This is a genomic window from Kitasatospora sp. NPDC101447, assembly GCF_044767225.1.
GTDB lineage: Bacteria > Actinomycetota > Actinomycetes > Streptomycetales > Streptomycetaceae > Kitasatospora.
Map to the genome: position 1 here is coordinate 454,005 of NZ_JBIWNL010000001.1, position 17,374 is coordinate 471,378.

Here is a 17,374-nt window from a genome sequence, read left to right on the forward strand (position 1 = left end):
TCGCAGGGACCGTCGGGCCGGGGACGTGGGCCGTACGACGCGGTGCGGCCGTCCCGGATGGCCGGATCTTGCAGAGTCCCGTCATTGCCGCCACCACCGCTGCCGGGCGAGGCTGGGGCCATGGACGACGCACTCCGCCTGCCGCACCTGGTCGTGATCCCGGTCTTCCCCGGGGTGAACGCGCTGGACGTGACCGGGCCCGCCGAGGTGCTGGCGCTGGCCGGACGGCTGCTGCCGCCCGGGCGGCCCGGGTACGACGTGCGGGTGTGCGCCGAGCGGTGCGGGCCGGTGGAGACCTTCTCGGGGGTGCCGCTGCACGTGACCGCGACGCTCGCCGAGCAGCGGGTGCGCCCGGACACGGTGCTGGTACCGGGGCGGGTGGACCTGGGCCCGGACGGGCCGGTGCCGCGGGTGGACCCGGCGGTGGTGGCCTGGTTGCGGGAGGTCGGGCCCGGCGCCGGGCGGGTCGCCTCGGTGTGCGCCGGCGCCCACGTCGCGGCGGCGGCCGGACTGCTGGACGGCCACCGTGCGACGACCCACTGGGCGACCGCGGACCGGCTGGCCGCGGACCACCCGGCCGTCGAGGTGGACGCCGATCCGGTGTTCATCCGCTCCGGGCGGCTGTGGACCAGTGCGGGCCTGACCACCTCGATGGACCTCACCCTCGCCCTGGTCGCCGACGACCACGGCGACGACCTCGCGCTGGAGATCGCCCGGATCATGGTGATGTACCTGCAACGCCCGGGCGGGCAGAGCCAGTTCAGTGTCCCCCTGGCCCACGGGCCGGGCGCCCGGGCGGACCTGCGGACGCTGCGCCGCTGGATCGGCGAGCACCCGGATGCCGACCTTTCGGTACCCGCGCTCGCCGCCCGACTCGCCATGAGCGAACGGCACTTCGCCCGCGTCTTCCGCTCCGAGACCGGCACCACACCCGGGGCGTACGTCGAGGAACTGCGCCTGGAGACCGCCCGCCGGCTGCTGGAGCGCACCGACCACCCGCTGCCGGGGATCGCCCGCGCGTGCGGCTTCGGCTCGGTCGAGACGCTGCACCGGGTGTTCCGGGACCACCTCTCCACCACCCCCGGCGACTACCGGCGCCGGTTCGGCCTCACGACCACCGACTGACGGATCACCGACCGGCGGATCGCCGACCGGCGGATCACCGGCAGTCGGATCACCGACCACCCCAACGGAACGACCATCCCAAGGAGAACGACCACCGTGAAGATCACGGCCACGCACATCGGCACCGCGACCGTCCTGCTGGAGATCGGCGGCCTGCGGCTGCTCACCGACCCGGCCTTCGACCCCGCCCCGGCCGAGTACCGCCACGACCCAGTGGTGCTGCGCAGCACCGGAGGCCCGGCGGTCGGCGCGCACGAGCTGCCCCCGGTGGACGCCGTGCTGCTCAGCCACGACGAGCACCCCGACAACCTGGACGCCACCGGCCGGACCCTGCTCGCCGGGCGCCCGGTGCTGACCACGGTCGGCGGCGCGGCCCGGCTCGGCGGCGGCGCGCTGGGCCTGGCGCCGTGGCAGACCCGCGACCTGACGGTGGACGGCCGGACCCTGCGGGTCACCGGTACCCCCGGGCTGCACGGTCCGGTCGGGGAGGTGACCGGCTTCGTGGTGGAGGTGCCGGGCGAGCCGGAGGCCCTCTACGTCTCGGGCGACACCGTCCACTTCCCCGAACTGGACGAGGTCGGGCAGCGGTTCACGATCGGCACGGCCGTGCTGCACCTCGGGGCCGCCCGGATCCAGGCCTTCGGCGGCGGCGAGCTGATCACCATGGACGCGGCGCAGGCCGCGGCGCTGACCGCCTCGCTCGGTGCCCGCCGGGTCGTCCCGGTGCACTACACCTCGTGGGAGCACTTCACCGAGGGGCGCGAGGAGACCACCGCGCACTTCGCCGCAGCGGGCCTGGCGGACCGCCTGCACTGGCTCACCCCCGGCGTGCCCGAGATCCTGGGCTAGCGGGATCGGCGGGATCGGCGGGCCCGGCCGGATCGGTGGGCTCGGCGCGATCGGCGGGGCCGGCCGGATCGGTGGGCCGTCCCTGCCGCCGGGGCCCGGCAGCGGGGACGGCCCCGTCGAGCGGCTTTGGCTCCCGGCCGCCCGACCAGGCATGATCGGGGCATGGTCGAACGAGTCATTGCAGCGTGTGACGGAGCAGCCAAGGGCAACCCCGGCCCGGCGGGCTGGGCGTACGTGGTGGCGGACGCCGCCGGGACGCCCCAGCGCTGGGAGTCCGGGGCGCTCGGGCACAGCACCAACAACGTGGGCGAGCTGACGGCGTTGCAGCGGCTGCTGGCGGCGACCGACCCGGCCGTGCCGCTGGAGGTGCGGCTGGACAGCACCTACACCCGCGACTCGGTGACCAAGTGGCTGAAGGGCTGGAAGCGCAACGGCTGGAAGACGGCGGCCGGCAAGCCGGTCGCCAACCAGGAGCTGATCCAGGCGATCGACGCGCTGCTGGAGGACCGGGACGTCACCTTCGTGTACGTGCCGGCGCACCAGGTGGACGGCGACCCGCTGAACGCCGTCGCCGACAAGGCCGCCAGCGACGCGGCCCGCACCCAGCAGGGCGCCTCCGGCACCGCCGCCGACCTGCCCGAGCCCGACCCGGCCGCCGCCTCGAAGCCCCGCACGGCGCGCAGCACCGGCACCCGTTCCGGCGCGGCCGGCACCGCCGCGAAGCGCACCTCCTCGGGTACCTCCCGCACCCTGGCCGCCCGCTACCCGGGGACGTGCCCGTGCAGCCGCCCGTACGCCAAGGGCGACAAGATCACCAAGGTGGGTGCCGGCTGGGGCCACCCGGAGTGCGTGGCCGCCCACGCCTGAGCCCGGCCCGCCTGACCGTCGCCGCCCACGCCTGAGCACCGGGGCCGCCTCGCCCGTACTACCCGATGAGCGGCCCGAGCGGCCCGAGCGGACCGGGAGGTGAGTGCGGTGATCGTTTCGGAGACGGCGGAGTTCCACGTCGGGGACCAGGTGTGGGTGTACCGCGAGTCGTCCTACGCCGCGGTCGAGAGCGCCGTCGTCGTGGCGGCCCCCGCGGACGGCAGTCTGCGGCTGGAGTTCACCGACGGGCACCGCAGCCATCTGCGCTCCGGCCGGGTGGAAGTGCCGGCCGCGCGCCCCGCCCGGGTGCTCTGAGGGCCGGTCTTCGGACCCCCGCCTGCAGGGGTCCGAAGACCGGCCCGAGGGCCCGGTACCGGAAACACGACCGGCCGACCGCGGGTGCGGTCGGCCGGTCGTGTGTCGCGAGACGGGTGGGATCAGCCCTGCTGGGTGATCTCCTTGATGTCCTCGAAGCTCATGCCGAGCGAGTTGAACGCGCGGGCCTGCGTCTCCGGGACGCCGAGCTTGGCGAGCTCCTTGAGCTGGGCGTCGGTCAGCGGCGCCACGGCGGTGGCCGGGCCGTTCTCGGGGTCGAGGCCGGCGCCGGGGCGCGGGCCGGGGCCGCCGGCGGCGAGGCCGAGCACCGCCTTCATCAGGTCCTCGGTGGTCGTCTTGACCGCGTCGCCCGGGGCCTGGACGTTCGGCGCGGACTTGTCGAAGGCCAGCTTCACCGGGAAGTTGACGCCCGGCTCGATCTTGTCCGCCAGCTGGGCGAAGTCGAAGGTGGCCGAGGAGAAGGCGCCGTCCTTCAGGTAGAGGTCGACACCGACCTTGCGGTCCGGCACGTCGCTCGGGGCCTGGCTCGGGAACTTCTTGAACTGCTGCGGGAACTTGTCCGCGACCGGCTTGACGGCCTTGAACATCTCGTCCACCAGCTGGCGGGCCGGGGCGCTCATCCAGATGTGCTCGGTGCCGTCCTTGCTGCCCTTGTCCTCGTACGTGACGGTGCGGGTGAGCACGTCCTTGAGCGAGTTGACGAGCTGCTTGGCGGCCTCCGGGTCGGCGGTCGGCGCACCGCTCGGGGTGGCCTTCTTGCCGTCGTTCTTCTTCGCCTCGTCGGCGAGTTCCTGGAGGTCGAGCGAGATCCACTTGCCGGCCAGCACCTCCTTGACCGCGCCCATGTCCGCCGGCAGGTCCTTGCTGACGGCGTCCACCTGGGAGGGGTCCTCGCCGACGAGCTTCACCAGGCCCTTGGCGTCGACGTGCAGGTAGCCCTTGGCGTCGACCTGGCGGTACTCCAGCAGCGAGGTGCCGTTGCGGTCGGCGATCACGTAGGAGATGCGCACCGACTTGTCGAGCGTCAGGTCCTTGTCGGCGGCCGAGCCCTTGGCGTTCTTGAACGCCTCGATCTCCTTGAGCGGCTTGTCGGCGGAGACCGCGACGGCGATGGAGAGCCCGGACATCGCCTTGGCGCTCTTCTCGTCCATCCCGCCGCCCTCGGCGCCCTTCTCCCCGGTGGCCTTGGCGAAGGCGACGATCTGCTCGGGGGTGGCGTCGATGGAGAGCTTGAAGCCGGCCGACTTGCCGTCGCCGACCTTGTCGAAGGCCTTCGAGACCTTCTGGGCGGCGGAGAGCTGCTCGACGGTGCCGCAGGCGGCGAGACCGGTGGCGAGGACGGAAGCGGTGACGGCGACGGGCATCGCACCGCGGGCGGCCTTGCGGATGGCGGTGTTGATGGTGCAACTCCTGTGTGACTGGGCCCGATCGGACGACCGGGCCTTCCCTCCCCTGTGGCGTGCAGCGCCACAGCGCATACACATGTGATCACATTATCAGCAAGTCGTCGCACCATTATTTGGCGCAGGCTTTAAGCGATGTGGCCGGAAACGTCCATGATGGCCGGATAGGTCCGCCCTGTGCGAGGTCTGCGCCGAGCTGCCACGAGGTTCCACGAGCCGCCGCGCGCATCCGGAGCCCGGCCGGACCATGCCGAACCATGGCGGAACCTTTGCCGAGAAGGGGTGTTCAGGCCCCCGGCACCCCTTGTTAGCCTCAGCCGATTTCCCGCCGGGCAGGTCGGCGGACAGACGGGGCATGAGGTACCGAAAGCATGGCAATTCGCCGGGCGAAGCAGAAGGCCCAGGTCATCGAGAAGCTCTCGCAGGTGGCGCCGCCGGGGGAGACCTTCATCGCGTGCGTGCACGTGGAGACCGGACCCAGCCCGTGGCTCAACGCGGTCTTCGACGAGGTGCCGCTGCTCGGCCTGATCGTCGCACTGACCCGTCAGTTCTACTTCCTGACGCTCACCAACAGCTCGATCGTGGTCAACTCGGCCAGCCGCTGGACCAACCGCCCCGGGGACGTCGTCGCGGTCTTCCCGCGGCACGCCTTCCCGGTCAGCCGGGTCAAGCGGGCCTCGATCTGGAGCTCGATGTACCTGCAGCTGCCCACCGGCGGCAAGCCGACCCGGCTGAACATCCACCGCTACTGGCGGGCCGAGCTGGACCAGCTGAGCACCGCCTTCCCGCCCGGGTCGATCGACGCTGCCTCGCAGCCGTTCGAACTCGCGCCGCAGGGCATGCCGTACGCGGCCCCGCAGGGCCAGCCGTTCCCGCAGCAACAGCAGCAGTCGTACCCGGCTCCGCCGGCGCAGCCGTACCCGCCGCAGGGTCAGCCGTACCCGCAGCAGCAGCCGTACCCGGCCCCGCCGGCGCAGCCGTACCCGCCGCAGGGCCAGCCGTACCCGCAGCAGCAGCCGTACCCGGCCCCGCCGGCGCAGCCGTACCCGCCGCAGGGTCAGCCCTACCCGCAGCAGCCGCCCTACGGCGGCCAGCCGGGCTACCCCGCGCAGCGGTGACCCCGCCCCGGGAGGGCTGAACACGCCCCGGCCCCGGCTCCCCGCATGGGGGGCCGGGGCCGCGTGGTTCCCGTGGCGGCTGCCGCCGCGGCGGCCAGGACCGCCTACGAGTGCTGCAGGGCGACGATGACGAAGGCGACGGCGGCGATGACGATCGTGCCGAGGACACCCAGCACGGTGGGCGTCAGCCGGTCCCGGAACTGCTTCGGCGGCTTCACCCGCTGCGTGGGGTGGGTGCTGTACTCCCACCAGTTCACCAGCCGCTGGACGTTCGTCTGGAAGTCGGCGGCCGGGTAGATCCGGCTGGTCGCCAGGCCCGGCAGCGAGCGGCGGCGCCCGTTGGTCGTGAAGATCCGTGCCGCGCTGGACACCGAGCCGTTGGCCTTGGTCTCCCGTACATCGACCCACTTGATCTCGTGCCACGGGTAGGTGCGGCCGCGTCCGAGGCCCCAGCAGACGGTGACGCCGTCGGCGCCGACCCGGCTCCAGGAGCGCCAGCTGAAGACGAAGGTCGGGACGCAGAGGGCCAGGGTGCCGAGGATCAGCCAGAGCGTGCCGGTGGAGCCGAGTTTCGACTCGCCGAGGACCAACTGGGTCACGAGGACGAGGAGCAGCGGAAGGAGATTCGACCACGAGGGCCGGAACAGGTCTTTCCCCCGGAAGATCAGTTCGTTCACCCGGCGCACACTACGCCTGTGCTTCCGGGCCGGAACAGGGGGGTGCGAGTGTCTTGCCAGGCGGCCCGGTCCCTCCCTACCGTCGAAGGGCGCAAGCTGACAGACCGTCTCACAAGACGCTGGGGCGGTCTCCCAAGACGTCGTGCCACCCGGTGAAGGAGCGACGATGCCACGGACAGGTCCCCGGCGCCGCCTCGGCGTCCGATCCCTCTGCACTCTCGCGGCCGCCCTCGGCCTGCTCGTCCCGGCTGCCGCCACCAGCAGCAGCGCCGCGCCCGGCGCGGCGCCGGCCCTGCGGGAGGTGATGTTCGTCGGCAACAACTGGGAGGGCACCGCCGACGTGATCGAGTCCTCCGGCGGCCTCGGCAAGGTCGGACGGATCGACGTCATCCCCGACAAGGACCAGCGGCTCGCCGAGATCTACCTCGACCCGGTGAAGCTCGCCTTCTTCCTCGGTGTCCGGCTCGGCCCCGGCGAGGGCCACGACCAGTTCGTCGACGACATGTACAGCACGCCCGACGGCACCGCCGTGGTCGTCTCCCGGCCCAGCTTCGCCGACGTCGTCTCCCTCGACCTCGCCACCGGACGGATCAAGTGGCGCTTCCCGGTGGCGGGTTACCGCGCCGACCACATGGCGCTCTCGCCGGACGGCACCCGGGTGGCGGTCTCCGCCTCCACCGCGAACACCGTCCACGTCCTGGACGTACGCACCGGCACCGAGCTCGGCTCGTTCCACACCGGGGACAAGCCGCACGAGAACATCTTCACCGACGGTGGCCGGCAACTGTGGAACATGTCCATCGGCAACGTCGAAACCGCCCTGGACGCACCGTGGCTGGACTGGACGAAGGGCGATCGGCACATCACCGTCGTCGACGCGGCCACCCTGGCGCCGATCCGGGTGATCGACATGCGCAAGCGCCTCGACGACGCCGGGCTCGGCGGGTTGTCCAACGCCGTCCGGCCCGCCGTCTTCTCCCCGGACGGCTCCAAGCTCTACTTCCAGGTGTCGTTCTTCAACGGCTTCGTCGAGTACGACGTGGCGGCCGACCGGATCACCCGGGTGAAGACCCTGCCGGCCGCCCCGGCCGCCGGTACGGACCGCACCACCTGGCCCAACGACTCCCGCCACCACGGCCTGTCGATGAGCCCGTCGGGCGACCGGCTCTGCGTCGCCGGCACCGTGGACGACTACGCGACGGTGGTCGACCGCGCCACGCTCCAGGAGGGCCCGCTGGTGCCCGCGTCCAAGCCGTACTGGGCGACGGTGAGCGGCGACGGGAAGTCCTGCCTGATCTCCGAGAGCGGCGCGGACCGGGTCACCGCGATCGACTTCGCGACCGGGCTCAAGACCGCCTCGGTCGCGGTCGGCCGGCATCCGCAGCGGGTCCGGCTCGGCCACGTGCCCACCGGCTGGACCGGCCCCACGCCGCCCTGATCCTGCGGGGCAGGGTGTTCGGCACCCCGCCCGGCGGCCGCGGGGACGGCCTCGCCCGCGGCCTGCCGCTCCTGCTGGCGCCCCTACCTGCGGCCCCGCCGGGCCGCGGCCGGCTCCCGGAGGGTGCGGCGGGCCGCGGCCAGGGTGAGCAGGCCCCACAGGACGGCGAGCACGGCGGTGACGTAGACGCCGCCGCCGAGGATGGAGAGGTCGTCGTCCAGCGGGGCCGGCGGGGCCCAACCCTCCGGGTCGACCAGCACGTTCATGGTGCTGCCGACGTCTGACCGGCCCGAGCAGCCGAAGCCGCCGACCTGGCCGTGCGGCAGCGGCTGCCCGTCGGCCCGGCGGATGTCACAGGTCCAGCTGACCCTCCCGCTGCGGTCCTTCGAACTGTGGGCGCCGGTGACCACCACCTCGGTCTCCACCCCGCGGTGGGTCAGGATCTGGGCGCGGAGGCTCGCCGTCGGAAGCACCATCAGCAGCACGCCCGCCAGGACGGCCGGCCAGAGCACCCAGTTGCTGGGCCGGACGAACCCCAGGCCGGTGATGCCCGCCGCGAGCACCAGGAACGCCGCGATCGCGCAGAGCACCTGGTAGTCCGGGTCGGTGGCGATCGCCAGCAGACCGACCATCAGCACCGGGGTGAGCACCCCGACCAGCCACGCCGTCCGGCGGACGGCCCGTGGCGACAACTGCGGCGCCGGGAGCCTGCGGACCCGCTTCGGGGGCGGGACCACCCCGTCGGCGCGCGGTCTCTTCTGCTTCTTCTTCTTCCCCGCCATGGAGCCCCCGTCCGGTGGTGCTTGGTGCTTGGTGCTTGGTGCGTGGTGCGTGGTGCGTCGTGCGTGGTGTGCGTGCCTGCGACAGTGTGACCGCAGCTCCGGAGGTCCGGAAGGGCGGGGGCCGGATCTCCGGCTCCTCGGCCACCACCAGGCGTTCGCGCGGAAGTTACCGACGAGTTCACCCCAAGCTCGTCCGAAGTCTTGCCGCCCGTGCCGCTCAACAAGTTGGATGCACAACATCCCGCGACCCGACGGGTCCACGACACGCCCCACGGAGCCCAGATGCCGCTGTCGTCCGTCCGCCGTGCCCTCGCCGCCGGTGCCGCCGCCACCGTGATCGCCACGCTCGGCGCCGCCCCCGCCTCGGCCGAGAGCGCGCCGCTGACCGCGCCCCCGCTCGACGTGCTGACCTACAACGTGTTCCTGATGAGCACGTCGCTCTACCCCAACTGGGGCCAGCAGTACCGGGCGCAGGCGATCGCCTCGGCGGACTTCTTCCAGGGCCACGACGTGGTCGTGCTGGAGGAGGCCTTCGACAACGCGTCCTCCGACGCGCTGACCGCCAAGGCCTCGGCCGCCTACCCGTACCACACGCCCGTGGTCGGCCGCTCCACCGGCGGCTGGGACGCCACCTCCGGCAGCTACAGCTCCACCACGCCCGAGGACGGCGGGGTCACCCTGCTCAGCAAGTGGCCGATCCTGCACAAGGAGCAGTACGTCTACAAGGACGCCTGCGGCTCGGACTGGTTCTCCAACAAGGGCTTCGTCTACGCCGTCCTGGACGTGAACGGCCGCCGCACCCACGTGGTCGGCACCCACCTGCAGTCCACCGACTCGGGCTGCTCCAGCGGTCAGGCGGCGGACATCCGGGCCAGGCAGCTCGGCGCGATGCGCGCCTTCCTCGACGCCAAGCGGATCCCGGCCGCCGAGCCGATCGTCCTCGCGGGCGACCTCAACATCGACTCGCACGGCTCCGAGTACCAGGCGCTGCTGGACAACGGCAACCTCGCCCCGGCCTCCGCCCGCACCGGCTGGCCGTACTCCTTCGACACCGCCGACAACTCCGTCGCCGCCTACCGCTACCCGGGCGACCCCAAGGAGGACCTCGACTACGTCCTCTACCGCGCCGACCACGCCCGGCCGCAGCAGTACGCCAACCAGGTCCTCCGGGTGCACAGCACGCCCTGGACGGTGAGCAGTTGGGGCAAGAGCTACACGTACACCGACCTCTCCGACCACTACCCGCTCGCCGCGCACTGACACCGCGCGGGGCCCGGGGCCGGGCGCCGGGTGTGGGATGCGTCACCGACTCGCCCCACCTGCGGTTCGGCCCCCTACGATCCTGAACGCCGAGGTCAGGCGCCGTCGTACCCCGGCGGCGCCCGCCCGGCGCCCAGCGATCAGCCCCAGGAGAAGCGCACGTGACCACCCCCACCGCCGCGCCCGACAGCTACTTCCAGCGCACCGGCGAGAACCGCTACAAGCCCACCGCCCACGCCCAGGGTGCCTGGCACCCCGACGAGCAGCACTTCAGCCCGCTCGGCGGCCTGGTCGTCCACGCGATCGACCGCCACCGCACCGACCGGGTGCGGACCGACCGCCCGGGCGGCGCACTGGCGCTGGCCCGGATCAGCTTCGACATACTCGGCCTGATCCCCCTCGACGAGATCGAGGTCACGGTGGAGACCGTCCGGCCCGGGCGCACCATCGAGCTGGTCGAGGCCACCGTGGTGGCCGGGGAGCGCGCCGTGGTCCGGGCCCGCGCGTGGTTCCTCGCCGAACTCGACACCGCGGCCGTCGCCGGGACACACGACCGGCCGCTGCCCGGGCCCGAGGAGTTCGAACCGTGGGCGATGGGCGGGCTGTGGGGCGGCGGCTACATCGAGTCGATCGACGTCCGCCGGCGGGAGTCGGCCCCGGGCCGGGCCGCCGCCTGGATCTCCACCCCGGTCGAACTGGTCGCCGGTGAGCCGAGCAGCCCGTACGCCTCGTTCATCGCCCTGGTGGACACCGCCAACGGCATCGCGGCGCGCCAGGACCCCACCGCGTGGATGTTCCCCAACACCGACCTGACGATCCACCTCCACCGCCGCCCCGAGGGCTCCTGGACCGGCCTGGACACCGCCGTCAGCTTCGGCCCGACCGGCCACGGAGTCACCAGCACCGTCCTGCACGACCGGCAGGGGCCGGTCGGCCGCGCCGAGCAGATCCTCACCGTCCGCCCGCAGCCGGGCAGTTGACGGAGGCGGCGCCGCCACCGGTCGTGGGTGGCGGCGCCGTCGGGGAGCAGCGCGGGTACGGGCTCAGGAGGCGGGCAGCGAGTCCATGAAGGAGCTGACCGAGAAGACCGCGTTGCCCGGGCCGGCCGGACCGTAGCCGGGCGGCGAGGAGAGGCCGAACTCCTCCAGGGTCGCGCGGTAGGTCTGCAGCAGGCGGATGTGGTACTCCAGCGGCGCGCCCTGCGGGTTGGCCTTGCCGAGCGGGGTGGTGGGCTCGGGGCACCAGGTGGTGAAGCGCGGGACCACGCCGTGGGACATGAAGTAGCGTAGGCCCTCCTCGGTGGAGGCGATCGCCTCGTCCACGGTGGTGAAGCCGAAGGGCTCGGCCATCTCCACGCCCGCGACGAAGTTGGGGATCACGTTCTGAGGGCCGAACACCTCGGTGGAGTCGAGGATCCGGCGGTGCCACTCGTCGCGGCCGACGTAGCGCTCCTTGCCCGGGCAGTAGAGCTCGAAGAGCCGCTTGTCCCACACCTCGAAGTTGGGGTGGTAGATCCGCACGCCGTAGTCGTGGAAGCGCTGCACGTCCTCGCGCGGCAGCGCCTGCGCCACCACCTTGCCGATCCAGCGGCCGGGGAAGCGCTCCTCGATGGCCTTGGCGTACTGCCCGTAGAAGTCGGCCTCGTCCCGGCCGCCGACCTGCGAGGTGATCGCCCCGCCGGTGAGGGTGTACGCCCGGGAGGCGCGCGCGGTGTCGTGGCGGTCGATGATCTCCAGCGCCTCCAGGACCTCCTCGACCGGCTTGACGCCGGTGTACGGGCGGCTGGCGGCCTTGTGCTGGCGCCAGTTGTGGTTGATGTCGCAGTACTGGCACTCCTCCTTGGCGCCGAAGTACTGGCAGACCCGGAACACCGTGAGGTAGATCAGGTACCCCCACTGGATGGTCGGGGCGACCTCCATCACCGACTTCCCGTTGGCGAGCGTGTGCCGGTAGTAGTCCGGCATCGGCGGCAGGCCGACGTCGGCGATCCGCGCGCCGTCCAGGTAGAGGCCGAGGGTGCCGTCCTCCCCGGCGCCGACCCGGTACGGCGAGTCCGGGTTGACCCGCACCGACACCACCGTGCGGCGCAGCCCGTACGGCCCGCCGGTCAGCACGACCTCCTCCGGCGGCCGGTTGAGCGCGGCGGCGCCCAGCTCGGGCAGGGTGCGGTGGTCGAAGGAGAAGATGAAGTACGACTTCGGCTTGACCTCGCCGCCCCCGTCGGCCTCGGCGCTGCCGCTGAGCGCGGACTCGTCGAAGGCCATTCCGCCGCGCAGCAGGTCCTCCTTGATCACCGCCTCCCGGGGCACGTCGGGATAGCGCTCCATGAGCGCCTCGACGAGTGCGGTGCGGCTGCGGGCCTGGCTCTCCATGCGCTGCTCTTCCTTCCTGGCCCCGATCGTCCACGGCGCCGTGCCCATTCTCGTCCCCCTTATGCGCCCGGTCCTGTCCGGCCGCGCTGGGGAGGGCCGCCCGGTCCGCGGTGGGGGCGAGGGGGGAGGTGCCCGTCGGCGGGGAGCGCAGGGGCCGCCGGTCATTCGCCGTCGAACGGCCTCCGCCGGATACGGCCCCTGTACGGCCCCTTGGCGCGGCCCCGGCGCGGCGGCGTCGGCGGGACACGGGGGTGGTCGCCGGGTTGACGCGGCACGCGGGCGGGTCGGGCCGGCCGGTTCGGCGCCGGGGCGCCCCAGTGCGGGCCGGACCGATGCATGACAGGGGCGTTCCCAAACACCGTCAGCCCGAACGTTCACCCTATCGGGTGTAGAAGATCGTCCGTTGCGTTCCGGAACGCGCCTTCGCGCCTACGGTTGGGAACCGAGCGAGACGGGGCCCGTCGCCCGGAGTTCTCTTCGCGGCGGGCGAAATGACGACCCGTCATATCGTGCGACCCATTCCAGAGGAGGCTCCATGCCCCTGCGTGTCAGAACGGACTCACCACCAGGGTCCGCCGTCGCTGCGGCGGTGGGCTCATGAGCTCCCCGGCGATCGAGCGCATCCTGCGCGGACCCACCGGACTGGGCACCGCCGGGCTGCAGTTGAGGCCGCAGGCCCCGGCGGCGGAGGCCCCGGCCGCGGAGGCGCCGGCCGCGGAGGCGCCGGCGGTCGAGGCGCTGGCGGCCGAGGCTACGGCCGTCGAAGCCCCGGCGGTCGCGGTCCCGGCGGCCGGGGCCCCGGTGCCCGAGGTCCCGGCCCCCGAGGTCTCGGCTGCGGAGGCCCCGGTGTCCGAAGCCGTCGTCCCCGATGTCCAACTGCCCTCCGTCCCCGCGCCGACCGTCCCGGCCCCGTCCGTCCCGGTCCCGTCCCTCCCCTCGCCGACCGTCCCGGCCCTGCCCGGTGCGGCCGCGTTCGGCATGGCCGCGCTCGGGGTGGCTCCGGCCGCCGCGGCGCCGGACGGCGGCAAGCCCAGGACCGGAGACCCCATCCCCGGTCTGTACCACCACCCCATCGCCGAGCCCGACCCGGCGCGGGTGGAGGCGCTCAGCCTGAAGATCAAGGCCTGGGCGATCGACGAGATCGAGCTCTACCCGCCGGAGTGGGAGAAGGACTTCGACGGGTTCTCCACCGGGCGCTACATGGTGGCCTGCCACCCCGACGCGCCCAGCATCGACCACCTGATGCTCGCGGCCCGCCTGATGGTGGCCGAGAACGCGGTGGACGACTGCTACTGCGAGGACCTCGGCGGATCACCGGTCGGCCTGGGCAGCCGCCTGCTGCTCGCGCACACCGCCCTCGACCCGCTGCACACCACGCCGGAGTACCACCCCGCCTGGGAGGCCTCGCTCTCCGAGGACGCGCCCCGGCGTTCGTACCGCTCCGCGATGGACTACTTCGTCCGCGCCTCCACGCCCTCCCAGGCGGACCGCTTCCGGCACGACATGGCGCGGCTGCACATGGGGTACCTGGCCGAGGCCGCGTGGGCGGAGACGGACCACGTGCCGGAGGTGTGGGAGTACCTGGCCATGCGCCAGTTCAACAACTTCCGCCCCTGCCCGACGATCACCGACACCGTCGGCGGCTACGAGCTGCCCGCCGAGCTGCACGCCCTGCCCGCGATGCAGCGGGTGATCGCACTGGCCGGCAACGCCACCACGATCGTCAACGACCTGTACTCGTACACCAAGGAGCTGTCCAGCCCCGGACTGCACCTGAACCTGCCGGTGGTGATCTCCGAATGCGAGGGCGTCTCGCGCAAGGAGGGCTACCTGAAGGCCGTCGGGGTCCACAACGAGCTGATGCACGCCTTCGAGGCCGAGTCGGCCGCGCTGGCCGTCGCCTGCCCGGTGCCGACCCTCGTACGTTTCCTGCGCGGCGTGGCCGTGTGGCTCGACGGCAACCACTACTGGCACCAGACCAACACCCACCGCTACACCCTGCCCGACTTCTGGTGACCGCCCCGGCGGCGGCACCGTTCCCGGTAACCCTTCGTAAGAACCTTTGGAGTTGACCCATGTCCCTGACCGACGACCTCACCACTTCCGGCAACACCATCCCCGGCCCGGCAACTCCCTACCAGGGCGACATCGCACGCTACTGGGACCACGAGGCTCGCCCGGTCAACCTTCGCCTGGGCGACGTCGACGGCCTCTACCACCACCACTACGGCATCGGCGAGATCGACCTCGGCGCGATCGGCGACCCGGCCGACAGCGAGCGCGAGAAGAAGGTGATCGCCGAGCTGCACCGGCTGGAGTCCGCACAGGCCGACGTGCTGCTCGACCACCTCGGCGACATCCGGCCCGACTCCACCCTGCTGGACGCCGGCTGCGGGCGTGGCGGCTCGATGGTGATGGCCCACCAGCGCTTCGGCTGCAAGGTCGAGGGCCTGACCCTCTCCACCCAGCAGGCGGACTTCGGCAACAAGCGCGCCGCCGAGCTCGGCATCGGCGGGTTCGTCCGCTCGCGGGTCGCCAACATGCTGGACATGCCGCTCGCCAACGGCAGCATCGCCGGCTCGTGGAACAACGAGTCCAGCATGTACGTCGACCTGCACGACCTGTTCGCCGAGCACTCCCGGGTGCTCTCGGTCGGCGGCCGGTACGTGACCATCACCGGCTGCTGGAACCCGAAGTACGGCCAGCCGTCGAAGTGGGTCTCGCAGATCAACGCCCACTTCGAGTGCAACATCCACTCCCGCCGCGAGTACCTGCGGGCGATGGCCGACAACCGCCTGGTGCCGCAGGCCGTCATCGACCTGACTCCGGACACCCTGCCGTACTGGGAGCTGCGGAACACCACCTCGCTGGTCACCGGCATCGAGGAGGCGTTCATCGAGTCCTACAAGGACGGTTCGTTCCAGTACGTGCTGATCGCGGCCGACCGGGTCTGATCCGGTCGGAAACGCCCGACGGCGGCCTCCCCGCACCCGCGGGGAGGCCGCCGTCGGCCGTGCGGGCCGCTACCGCCGGGTGAAGGTGAGGTGGGTGACACCGCTCGGGCTGGACACCGCCTCGGTGCGGAACCGCCCCTCCAGCCCTTCGAGCCCCGCCCAGAGCGGCTCACCCCGGCCGAGGACGATCGGCACCACGACCACGTGCAGGTGGTCGATCAGGTTGGCCTCCAGGAAGGCGCGGACCGTGCGGGGGCCGCCGCCGATCCGCACGTCCTTGCCGCCGGCCGCCTCGCGGGCCTGCCGCAGCGCCTCCTCGGGCGTCGCGTCGAGGAAGTGGAAGGTCGTCCCGCCCGCCATCTCCAGCGTCGGACGCGGGTGGTGGGTGAGCACGAAGACCGGGGTGTGGAACGGCGGGTTGGGCCCCCACCAGCCCTTCCACTCCTCGTCCTGCCAGGCGCCGCGCTGCGGCCCGAACTTGTTGCGGCCCATGATCTCCGCACCGATGTCGTCGGCCCAGGCGCGGGCCATCGCGTCGTCCACGCCGGTGTCGCCGCCCTCCTTGCCCTGCATCCGCCGGAACGTCCGGGTGCCGAAGAACCACTCGTGCAGCCGGTGGCCGGCGTGGCCGAACGGTTCGTCGAGGGTCTGGCCCTCGCCCGTGCCGTAGCCGTCGAGGGAGATCGAGAAGTTGTGGACCCGGACCAGGGACATCGGCTTCCTCCGCCGCTCGGTGCCTCGGTGCGGGCGGGCCGCACCCCGTTCGCGCCACGCTAGCCCGCGGGCCCGGATTCCTGAGGCTCCGTCACCGTCCCTGGCGTGGCGGACCCGACGGGACCGGACGCGGACCGGACGGCGGCCGGAACGGACCGGGCGGGCGCGCGTGAGAGGTGTGGACGAAGGGGAAGGGACCGGGGGAGAGTCAGCGCACTCGTCACGCTATTGTCGTGCCTTCTTCACGCGGAGCACGCCTTGATCGGGGATGCTCCGTCAGGCTGCCCGGAGGAGGCGGCCGACACGTCGAACCTCGGGGGGTTCCCATGACCGTACGCCGCACCCTGGCCGGATTCCTGGCGGCCGGCCTGCTCGCCGGCGCCGGCGCGTTGATCACCACCGCCCCGGCGGACGCCGCCCCGGGCGGGACGGGCGAGCTGCCGTTCGGCTCGGCCACCACCGTCGGCCTGCACAACACCTACGACCCGGCCGCCTTCCCGTACCTGGCCCAGGGCCTGGACACCGGCACCGGGATGATCGAGTTGGACCTCTGGCCGGACATCATCACCAAGGAGTGGAAGGTCAGCCACTCCAACCCGCTCGGCAACAGCAACAACTGCACCGCCGCGACCACCCCCGCCCAGCTCTACGGCGGCGGCACCAACAAGAACCTGGAGAACTGCCTCGACGACGTCCGGGTCTGGCTCGCCGCGCACCCGGCGGCCGGGCCGCTGGTCGTCAAGCTGGAGCTCAAGCCCGGCTTCTCCGCCAACCTCGGGATGGGCCCCGACCAGCTGGACACGCTGATCGCCCAGCACCTCGGCTCCGCCGTGCTGCGCCCCGCCGACCTGCTGGCCAAGCCCGGCGGCGGCTCGTACGCGAGCCTCGACGAGGCGGTCCGGGCCGGCAACTGGCCGAGCCGCTCGAAGCTGGCGGGGAAGGTGCTGCTGTACGCGATCCCGGGCACGGTCGAACTGGGCAACCCCTTCGACACCCTGCACACCGACGTCGAGTACGGGCGGCACCTGCGCGACCTGGCGGCGGCCGGCCGGATCGGCCAGGCCCAGCTGTTCCCGTCCGTGCTGGGCGCCGCCAGCGGCGACCCGCGCAGCCGGTACACCGGCGCGGACGCCTCGATCCGGCCGTGGTTCGTGGTCTTCGACGGCGACGCCGCCACGTACACCGGCGGCATCGACACCGCGTGGTACGACACGGCGCACTACCTGCTGGTGATGACCGACGCCCACAAGGTCGCGCCGGAGATCAGCGGCACCGACCCGACGGCCGACCAGGCGCGGGCCCGCGCCGAGCAGCTGGCCAAGGCGCACGCGAGCATCGTGTCGAGCGACTGGCGCAAGCTGCCGGCGGTGCAGTCCCTGGTGCTGCCGCGCGGCTGACGTCCGGCCCGCGCTCCACCCTCCACCGGGCTCCGCTCCACCCTCCACCGGCCTGAGCTCCACCCCCCGACCGGGCCCCGGC

At 72.7% G+C, this 17,374-nt stretch carries 16 protein-coding genes; 11 read left to right on the forward strand and 5 right to left on the reverse strand.

The features are described from left to right. Window positions 1-120 precede the first annotated feature (120 nt). From ACIRST_RS01945 to ACIRST_RS01960, 4 genes are all read left to right on the forward strand, one after another. A complete protein-coding gene (locus tag ACIRST_RS01945) occupies window positions 121-1,125 on the forward strand; it encodes a GlxA family transcriptional regulator (RefSeq protein WP_402799155.1) in 1,005 nt (334 codons plus the stop codon). Window positions 1,126-1,221: 96 nt separating this feature from the next. Beyond that, on the forward strand, window positions 1,222-1,974 hold the full coding sequence (locus tag ACIRST_RS01950; protein WP_402799158.1) for an MBL fold metallo-hydrolase: 753 nt from the start codon (window positions 1,222-1,224) through the stop codon (window positions 1,972-1,974). Window positions 1,975-2,136: 162 nt separating this feature from the next. Next, the gene (locus tag ACIRST_RS01955; RefSeq protein WP_350522766.1) at window positions 2,137-2,841 is read left to right on the forward strand and encodes a ribonuclease H; all 705 of its coding nucleotides are present in this window, start codon (window positions 2,137-2,139) and stop codon (window positions 2,839-2,841) included. A 108-nt stretch (window positions 2,842-2,949) separates the two neighbouring features. Further along, the gene (locus ACIRST_RS01960) at window positions 2,950-3,156 is read left to right on the forward strand and encodes a hypothetical protein (RefSeq protein WP_396545871.1); all 207 of its coding nucleotides are present in this window, start codon (window positions 2,950-2,952) and stop codon (window positions 3,154-3,156) included. Between the two features lie 122 nt (window positions 3,157-3,278). On the opposite strand, the gene ACIRST_RS01965 is transcribed toward ACIRST_RS01960, so the two are convergent. Further along, complete coding sequence (locus tag ACIRST_RS01965) at window positions 3,279-4,541, reverse strand: hypothetical protein (protein ID WP_402799162.1); 1,263 nt, start codon at window positions 4,539-4,541, stop codon at window positions 3,279-3,281. Window positions 4,542-4,951: 410 nt separating this feature from the next. Here ACIRST_RS01965 and ACIRST_RS01970 point away from each other — a divergent pair, with 410 nt between their 5' ends. After that, window positions 4,952-5,698 carry a hypothetical protein gene (locus tag ACIRST_RS01970; protein ID WP_402799165.1) on the forward strand — a complete coding sequence of 249 codons (747 nt, stop codon included), beginning with the start codon at window positions 4,952-4,954 and terminating at the stop codon, window positions 5,696-5,698. A gap of 104 nt (window positions 5,699-5,802) precedes the next feature. Here the strand turns inward: ACIRST_RS01970 and ACIRST_RS01975 are convergent, their stop codons facing one another. After that, window positions 5,803-6,375: a hypothetical protein gene (locus tag ACIRST_RS01975; protein ID WP_402799168.1), complete on the reverse strand. Its 573-nt coding sequence runs from the start codon at window positions 6,373-6,375 to the stop codon at window positions 5,803-5,805. Window positions 6,376-6,541: 166 nt separating this feature from the next. Here ACIRST_RS01975 and ACIRST_RS01980 point away from each other — a divergent pair, with 166 nt between their 5' ends. After that, window positions 6,542-7,813: a YncE family protein gene (locus ACIRST_RS01980; RefSeq protein ID WP_396545867.1), complete on the forward strand. Its 1,272-nt coding sequence runs from the start codon at window positions 6,542-6,544 to the stop codon at window positions 7,811-7,813. Window positions 7,814-7,896: 83 nt separating this feature from the next. On the opposite strand, the gene ACIRST_RS01985 is transcribed toward ACIRST_RS01980, so the two are convergent. Then, window positions 7,897-8,595, reverse strand: coding sequence for a hypothetical protein (locus ACIRST_RS01985; protein WP_402799171.1), 699 nt, complete (start codon window positions 8,593-8,595; stop codon window positions 7,897-7,899). 282 nt (window positions 8,596-8,877) lie between these two features. Here ACIRST_RS01985 and sph point away from each other — a divergent pair, with 282 nt between their 5' ends. Both sph and ACIRST_RS01995 read left to right on the forward strand, forming a co-directional pair. Next, on the forward strand, window positions 8,878-9,855 hold the full coding sequence (gene sph / locus ACIRST_RS01990) for a sphingomyelin phosphodiesterase (protein ID WP_350522759.1): 978 nt from the start codon (window positions 8,878-8,880) through the stop codon (window positions 9,853-9,855). A 161-nt stretch (window positions 9,856-10,016) separates the two neighbouring features. After that, window positions 10,017-10,835: a thioesterase family protein gene (locus tag ACIRST_RS01995; RefSeq protein WP_402799174.1), complete on the forward strand. Its 819-nt coding sequence runs from the start codon at window positions 10,017-10,019 to the stop codon at window positions 10,833-10,835. Window positions 10,836-10,898: 63 nt separating this feature from the next. On the opposite strand, the gene ACIRST_RS02000 is transcribed toward ACIRST_RS01995, so the two are convergent. Beyond that, complete coding sequence (locus ACIRST_RS02000; RefSeq protein WP_402799177.1) at window positions 10,899-12,227, reverse strand: radical SAM protein; 1,329 nt, start codon at window positions 12,225-12,227, stop codon at window positions 10,899-10,901. A 597-nt stretch (window positions 12,228-12,824) separates the two neighbouring features. On the opposite strand from ACIRST_RS02000, the gene ACIRST_RS02005 reads away from it, so the two are divergent. Then, complete coding sequence (locus tag ACIRST_RS02005) at window positions 12,825-14,243, forward strand: family 2 encapsulin nanocompartment cargo protein terpene cyclase (RefSeq protein WP_402799180.1); 1,419 nt, start codon at window positions 12,825-12,827, stop codon at window positions 14,241-14,243. Window positions 14,244-14,302: 59 nt separating this feature from the next. Further along, a complete protein-coding gene (locus tag ACIRST_RS02010; protein WP_350522755.1) occupies window positions 14,303-15,181 on the forward strand; it encodes a geranyl diphosphate 2-C-methyltransferase in 879 nt (292 codons plus the stop codon). 69 nt (window positions 15,182-15,250) lie between these two features. On the opposite strand, the gene ACIRST_RS02015 is transcribed toward ACIRST_RS02010, so the two are convergent. Then, window positions 15,251-15,895, reverse strand: coding sequence for a dihydrofolate reductase family protein (locus ACIRST_RS02015; RefSeq protein ID WP_402799183.1), 645 nt, complete (start codon window positions 15,893-15,895; stop codon window positions 15,251-15,253). Between the two features lie 326 nt (window positions 15,896-16,221). Here ACIRST_RS02015 and ACIRST_RS02020 point away from each other — a divergent pair, with 326 nt between their 5' ends. After that, window positions 16,222-17,292, forward strand: a complete 1,071-nt coding sequence (locus tag ACIRST_RS02020; protein ID WP_402799185.1) for a phosphatidylinositol-specific phospholipase C domain-containing protein — start codon at window positions 16,222-16,224, stop codon at window positions 17,290-17,292. Window positions 17,293-17,374: the final 82 nt, after the last annotated feature.